The organism is Chitinimonas sp. BJB300, assembly GCF_002735695.1.
Taxonomy (GTDB): Bacteria; Pseudomonadota; Gammaproteobacteria; order Burkholderiales; family Chitinimonadaceae; genus Chitinimonas.
Map to the genome: position 1 here is coordinate 1 of NZ_PDZH01000164.1, position 6,586 is coordinate 6,586.

A 6,586-nucleotide genomic window follows, 5' to 3' on the forward strand; every position below is an offset into this window, starting at 1 on the left:
ACGAGGCGGGAATGCCTCATTTCCAACATCGGCAATTGCCAGCACGATACGAACCCCTTGCCTGCCAGAGCTGCGCGCTGCGGTTGAGCACGACCCCTACCGCGCGAGCGGTTTAGTCCTTGGCCGATTAGAAGAATTGCCGATAGATGTTTCAGAATTTCTGGCTCTCGGCCTAAGCGGATATTCGCACCAGCGAAATGAAGTGGCGGCTGTGGTCCCTATTCCAGACTTCAACGTCTGAATGTACCGGCCTGCGCGGCTTTTCGCGCAGGTCCGGTGGAATGATGTGTTAGCCGTTTATCCTGCGATGTCAGCACACGTAAGTCCTTCAGAAAGTGAACCCGACACCTGAATTGAATGCCCCCAAAACAAATCTCCATCGTGGTGCCAGAAGTCAAAGTCTCCGTGAGGGTATGCGGTTATAGAGTTCAATTGCATTCGATTGATAAATGCGGCCTTGGAAAGGGGACTCTCATCTTCACCCAGCCAATTGTCGTTCTTGAGTTCAAGTAGTTCATCAGCAGCATAGTCATTCACTTTGTTGGCCCACTGCTCCATGGCTTCCAATAGGGCTTTCGCAGTTTTGAGGGAGTCGGCGGGATTGCCATCGTCATCGACTGACACCGCAATCTCAATATGTTTACCGAGCCAAGTGACTTTGCCTTCAAACCAATTAACCGATTTGTTAAGAACAAGTCTCCCAACCACGGAATCGATTATTTCGACTGGCTGGCGAAATTGAGACAGGATTAACTCAAGTTCGTTGTCGCTTGGCCGGTCAAGAAGGCTAATCAGTTGAGCCCTTGCGTCACCGAACGGGCTGCTTTCGCAGAGCTTTCCTTGAAAAGCAACAATGGACTCCGACTTAATGGAATTTTGCAGCGCTCGCAACTCCTCATCCGACACGATCTTAGAGACCGATAGGTGTGTATTGCGGACTGGCCCGCCGGGAATCCGCCATGCAATCAAGTTCAAATTCAATGACCAATGGACCGCTGGCGGCACCTTGCCGCCACTAGGGCCGTTAGCACCAACAACACCATAGACCGAAATTGTTGGTAAGGTTTCAAAGATGGCAAGTAGTTGTTTTCGTTTTTGTCTTGCGTCATCGAAGATATCAAGCGACATATACGCTCCAAGAGACGGCTAACGTTGGAATTAAGGGCGACCACAACCGCGCAGCGGTTGAGGGTCGCCCCTTGAATGACTTGTTATGCGCTCGCAAAGGTGAAATTACCATGTGCCTGAGCTAATGCATATGTTGGGTTTATATTTGGCTCATTTAGTGAAAATACAATAGCTGTAGATTCGCTCTGCTCCCTGTGATTAACCAGTACCATATGATTTTGAAGGGTATTTTTTAGTTTGGAGATAATTGAGGGCAGATCTGTATGAAACTGCTCGACTTTGGTGGACTTATTCCATGGATTTTCTACATGCAGAACGCCACCACATCTTTTGTAAAGCTTTGCTAGCTGCTTAAGTGTATAGCACTGCCTTTCAGGCTTAAATTGAATTTGCTTTGTGCCGTCACTCTGTATAGAAAAGCCTTTCTCGGATGGTTTAAAAAACATGTCAGGATTTAATGAAATTATATTGGTTATTATATCTCTGCCATTCCAGTCATCTTTGAAGTCTTTGCCAGCGCCGCTGCGGAAGTCTTTGTATTTTGTTTTATGAATTGCCATAAGAGAAAACGAAACCAATTCAATTAGCTTTCTGACTTGAAGGGCATGTGACTCAATGACAAATCTATCTCTTGATTCATTTGAATAGGCGCAAATATACGTCAGCCGAATTTTTATTTCTTCAAGCTGTTCAAGATAAATTTTTAAATTATGGCTATTTCGAATGTCTTCGATCATGTGGGTTTATTGGGTGCATAACGATGGAGGTGACGTGCGACCGGAATGCCGCAGGCATGGAGGAAACTCAAAAACGCAGCTTTTTGGCGTCGGCTTAAGTGAATTCCTGGGCGGCTGATGCCGACTAAGCCTCAGCGTCATAAACCTCACGCCCTAGTGCTGCGGTTAACTTTGCGCAGAGCTTTGTAACCCAGCCGCGAAATAGTAGCGGGTCTAAATTGCCCTCTAGCAAAAGACCGCTTGGTTCAACGGAGGCCACCACAAACTTCGTGGCGTTAAGTTTCCCAAACCAGCAGGGCAATTCCTCTCCTTCAATCCAACCGTCCATGGACCTGTAAACCTCCATGACCTTAACCCATTCGGCTTCGGACAAGTCGTAGGGCAAATTGAGAGTGATTGACTGGTTCATAGGTTTGAAGTCCAACGTTCGAATTAACGAGCACCGCTAGCCTTCCCGTTGAATGTAAGGCTAGAGCGCATTTCTAATGCTCGATTGACCAATGTTGGTCTCTACGAACACACCCCCTGTTTGAAGATGTTCGATGAGCATGAGACACATGTACCCGTAGACGACCTCAGGCTTGGTGTCATTTTCGACGTAGCGAATATGAGTAACCGAGTAGCTGGCACCAAACCGTTTGTTGGCTTCAGATAAGCCATCTAGAACTTTGGCAACCAACAGTTCCTCATCTAGTGATTCGTGAGTGCATTGCCCAATCGCAGGCAGTTTTTCACAAAACGGCTTTTGCTGTGGGCCAGAGGCAAGACGAACCTGAAGCAAGTTGTGCTTAGATCCAGTAATTTGTGATGCGGCCAAGAATTCGTCGTTGCGGATGAACTGCATGTTGATGCACTCTAACGTTAGAGCCAAGCCATCGGCTTGAACGAATTGTTAGCCATGTTAGTCAGAAAACCCAAGGTGGGGCATCCACATTCCCTTGTTAGAAGTGAAAACGAAATCTATAGCAATCGAACTACCAATCAATATTTTCCGGGAGATATAAACCAACACCTTTTAAATTAATTCCTATAAGCCTACTAGCCAAACTTTCAGATACAATTAGATTGGAACTGTATTCAGCGTCCCGGGCCAGTTGATTCCCTTTTAAGCAATCACTCTTATACTTCAAATAGCGGAAACTCATTATTTGATCAGATCCTGGCACAAGAGTAAATCTTGACTGTTCTTTGTCTATACCAGTCACTTTATTAATTACATTCAAAACTTTGTAACCCCTCAACTCTCCATTCTTGGTTTTGATTGCTACGTCTATTAATTGTATGTCATCTGGTGCGAACTCAGTCAGAACAGTAGCCAAGCGTTCACTGACGACGGGGATCATAGCATTATTCGCCAAATCGTCTAATTCTAATAACTCTTCTGTACTAACATCAAACTTAATCACTGGCATAGTTAAATTAGACGACAGCACCTCCCCTTTTTTGAATATAAATCGATCAGGCGAACTTGTTCTGTCATATTCGCCAATTAGATTTTCAGTATACTCATCTGGAATTTTCCAAAGATATACCATTTAAAACTTCTCCTATTTAGCCCAAGGGCGCTGTTTTTTATTTAAGGCCCGCTCACCTGACTTTAATAACTCGCGCTCTTGAGAAAAGATTGCATCTAACAGGCTGTTGAAAAACCCACCTCCTCAGCAACCTGCTAGGGCGAATGGCGTTCTGTAGCCGCCAATCGGCGGCAAATCCCAGAGAAAGGGAGAGAAAACGGCTCGTAATTAGCGAATTTCGAGCCGTCGGTCGAGTAGAACGGACATTCTATCAGTTTGGAGAAATGGTTCGGGTCGTTTGAACGAGTTTTTCAACAGCCTGTTAGTTAGTTTTTCATTGATCTGCTAAGATTTAATAGTGAAATCTTTTTTCTCTTTCGTCACCCAGGATTGACATGTCATATTGTACAAAGCACAAAAATAAAAATACCCTTTAAGCATTCTATTTAATAAAGTCACTTTGTTGCGGATCGAATATAGCGACGCCAGGAATTTCACGAAGGAAGTCCATTAAATAAATAAACTGATTTGTATATTCTTGTAAATCATCGTCGCTAAAAACTAACCGAATTCGCCTGCTTATACTAGAAAGATCGAAGGGGGCTAGACAACTAACCACCTTACCAATATCTGCAGTGTCTTGTGCGACTTTATCCCCATCTTCATAACTTACTCGTACTAACCATTTATCCCAACGAAGGGCAAGCGACTTATTCTTCGCGAATGGTAATTGCTCAAACTGTATCGAAAAACCTTCTTCGTTGCGAAAGAAATGCCTTAGATCATCCCCCAATGATTCATTTGTGATAGCGGGAGCCTCATTTCCAAGTAAGGCATATATAGAAAATGTCATAAATTAATTCCGTTTCCAATGACCGGACTGCCCGATGTCAATCACGGTGAACTCACGTGTTATTGGGTCGTATTGCATGATATTGCCACTAGTCGTTCTAACATTGTTTAATACGCAGGCAATTCAGGCTGGGGTCGGCTTCACTGGCGATGACTGCGCCATTGAGTTGGGTATGCCCGCCCTCTGCAAGGTGAGAGTGTCAGATCAAGTCTAAACTTCTACACATAAGGACTTAGATTTATTCGGTTTTGAAATAACCTATCAATTTTCCATCCGGCCAATTCCCTTTCCAACCACATGGCCAGCCACCATTTAAGTAGACAAATAGAATCTGTTCAAAGAAGAAATTTTCCTTGCCAAAAACAGCTCTGCTGTACAAACAAGATTGTATGTCAGAGACAATGTCATCTAATAAATCTTTATGTTGATGGTCCAGTTGTACTTGAACAACTCGACTTATTTCATCTAAAAGACTAGAAATTTGATTATCCACTTCAACATACTTTTCTTTTTCTGCATAAATAACATCCCAAATTTCACTCATCTTTTCAGACCGCAAGTCTGACCAAGTATAGTCATCTTCACCATAAAATTTTTCCCAAGCAAAACTCTTGGCAGTTTCTAGATCATCGATAAAGCCATTCGACAAATAAGCTTTACCGGATGGATTGAGAAGATTACCACTGGTTAAAAAATTTAGTACATCAAGAACTAAGTTGGTATTCTCACCAATATCTATTTGTTTAGCCATTTTAACCATACGTCTGTTTTAGCTCCATCTACATTGCGGACAGGCATACCTGATTCCGTAACACTTCTCAACTTTCCTTGTAAATCGAATACCTGTCTTTGCAATTCTTCGACTGGTAAACTTACATCCATATTGTTTAAGCTCTGCCGCACAGCCTCAGTGTAATTTGGATGACTTCCAGTGTGTCTAGGGATACCGCTAACCACACCTTCAGGTCGTGCCATGCTTGAAGGTAAGAATACCCCATTCGAGGCATCATCTAAGTCAATACCGACTTTCTTCAGAATTGGATGGCTTTTTAACTCAGAAGGTAATAAATGCTGTGCTTGATAGCCTGTCCATGAATCGGAGCGATTTCTTCCCATGGCTTCATTTAGGTTCTTACCAAGCTTAGAAGAACTACCACCTGTTACTTGACCTGGTAATCCTGAAAGTAATCTCTCTGTACTGTACCCGCCCGCCTCACTAACCGGCCCAGCTCCCCTATTAAATGCATCCGCCTGTTCTTTGCTAAGCGTAACAGGTGGCGTTGCTAGGTTAGATTTTCCTGCACTAGGCTGTGGCGCTACTTCCGCTATTTTAACCGCTGACTTGGTTGAATCTGCAGCTGTCTCCGCATTTTTTGCACCACTTACTGCCTTACCCGCATCCCCCACCTTATCTACCGTCTTGCCGGCATCGATTGCCGCACCAATACCCTTGCCAACTTTCTGTGCCGCACCACCGGTTAACACGCCCAATACACCCAATAATCGGCTGGCTTCCTCGCCGTTTAGGTCGGTACCTGTTAGTACGGTTTTGATCGAGTCCGCTTCGCCAACCAACGGTGTCATCGTGGCGAGGGCGACACCAAGCTGAGTATTGCTTTTGAGAGCCGTATCAAGCTTGCCTGCACATTGCGCATCGCTCAGCCCCTGGCAATGATTCTTGGCAAATTGCCCCAACGTGCGGGCTTCTTGTTTAAGGTTGGAGATTCTATTTTGCGTTGCCAGCAAGGCATTGTCTGTCTTTTGCATCGCGTTTAAACGCTGCATGCCCTGGCTGGCGTCGGATAGCTGATCGATCTGCCGCAATGCATCTGATGCCTTTGCTGCTTCTGCTATTTCGCGTCGGTGCTCATTCAGACAGGCATCGTCCTTACAGGCTGCCAGTTCAGCGTTATGCTGGGCCGAGCGTTTGGCGTAGTCGTCAACCAGCTTGTCTTTTGCAGTCTGATCGCACTGGTTTTGTTCGCACTCCTTGAGCTTGCTTTGTAACGCCAATATTTCACTGTGCTTCAGGTAGTTATTGGTGGTGCCAGCCAGCGCCGTGGCAGCTCCCGCTTGCGTACTGCCTGCCAGCGTTCCTACCATCGCACCCAGCATGGTACTTCCTGCCTGCATAAGGCTTTGATAAGCCGCATCGCCAGGCTTATAGCCTTGGCTGATGAGGTAATCTGACATCTGCCCAACCAGCGCTTCATTACCCGCTGCCGCTAGGGCGCCTGCTGCTACATTGCCGCCCCCCAATCCTACTTGCAGGGCACCCATCATGGCATGCAAGGCGATCTTCTCTTTGCTGCCGTCCTTCCACCCTTTGGCTTGGGCAATATCGCCGACCGCAC

At 45.5% G+C, this 6,586-nt stretch carries 9 protein-coding genes; 1 reads left to right on the forward strand and 8 read right to left on the reverse strand.

Annotated features, from left to right (window positions below; translation table 11 throughout):
• A partial coding sequence (locus CSQ89_RS23320; protein WP_233203324.1) for a hypothetical protein occupies window positions 1-241 on the forward strand: 241 nt, incomplete at its 5' end.
• A gap of 56 nt (window positions 242-297) precedes the next feature.
• Here the strand turns inward: CSQ89_RS23320 and CSQ89_RS18875 are convergent.
• From CSQ89_RS18875 to CSQ89_RS18910, 8 genes are all read right to left on the reverse strand, one after another.
• Window positions 298-1,128: a DUF2262 domain-containing protein gene (locus CSQ89_RS18875; protein WP_099407609.1), complete on the reverse strand. Its 831-nt coding sequence runs from the start codon at window positions 1,126-1,128 to the stop codon at window positions 298-300.
• An 83-nt stretch (window positions 1,129-1,211) separates the two neighbouring features.
• On the reverse strand, window positions 1,212-1,865 hold the full coding sequence (locus tag CSQ89_RS18880; protein ID WP_099407610.1) for a hypothetical protein: 654 nt from the start codon (window positions 1,863-1,865) through the stop codon (window positions 1,212-1,214).
• Window positions 1,866-1,989: 124 nt separating this feature from the next.
• On the reverse strand, window positions 1,990-2,274 hold the full coding sequence (locus tag CSQ89_RS18885; RefSeq protein WP_099407611.1) for a hypothetical protein: 285 nt from the start codon (window positions 2,272-2,274) through the stop codon (window positions 1,990-1,992).
• A gap of 60 nt (window positions 2,275-2,334) precedes the next feature.
• Window positions 2,335-2,709, reverse strand: a complete 375-nt coding sequence (locus tag CSQ89_RS18890; RefSeq protein WP_099407612.1) for a hypothetical protein — start codon at window positions 2,707-2,709, stop codon at window positions 2,335-2,337.
• 130 nt (window positions 2,710-2,839) lie between these two features.
• Window positions 2,840-3,400 (reverse strand): imm11 family protein, encoded by a 561-nt coding sequence (locus CSQ89_RS18895; protein WP_099407613.1) that lies wholly within the window; start codon window positions 3,398-3,400, stop codon window positions 2,840-2,842.
• Window positions 3,401-3,821: 421 nt separating this feature from the next.
• The gene (locus tag CSQ89_RS18900; RefSeq protein WP_099407614.1) at window positions 3,822-4,232 is read right to left on the reverse strand and encodes a hypothetical protein; all 411 of its coding nucleotides are present in this window, start codon (window positions 4,230-4,232) and stop codon (window positions 3,822-3,824) included.
• A gap of 238 nt (window positions 4,233-4,470) precedes the next feature.
• Window positions 4,471-4,983 (reverse strand): hypothetical protein, encoded by a 513-nt coding sequence (locus CSQ89_RS18905; RefSeq protein ID WP_199065711.1) that lies wholly within the window; start codon window positions 4,981-4,983, stop codon window positions 4,471-4,473.
• Window positions 4,968-6,425 carry an AHH domain-containing protein gene (locus tag CSQ89_RS18910; protein WP_158229049.1) on the reverse strand — a complete coding sequence of 486 codons (1,458 nt, stop codon included), beginning with the start codon at window positions 6,423-6,425 and terminating at the stop codon, window positions 4,968-4,970. The genes CSQ89_RS18905 and CSQ89_RS18910 overlap by 16 nt, the downstream gene beginning before the upstream one ends.
• Window positions 6,426-6,586: the final 161 nt, after the last annotated feature.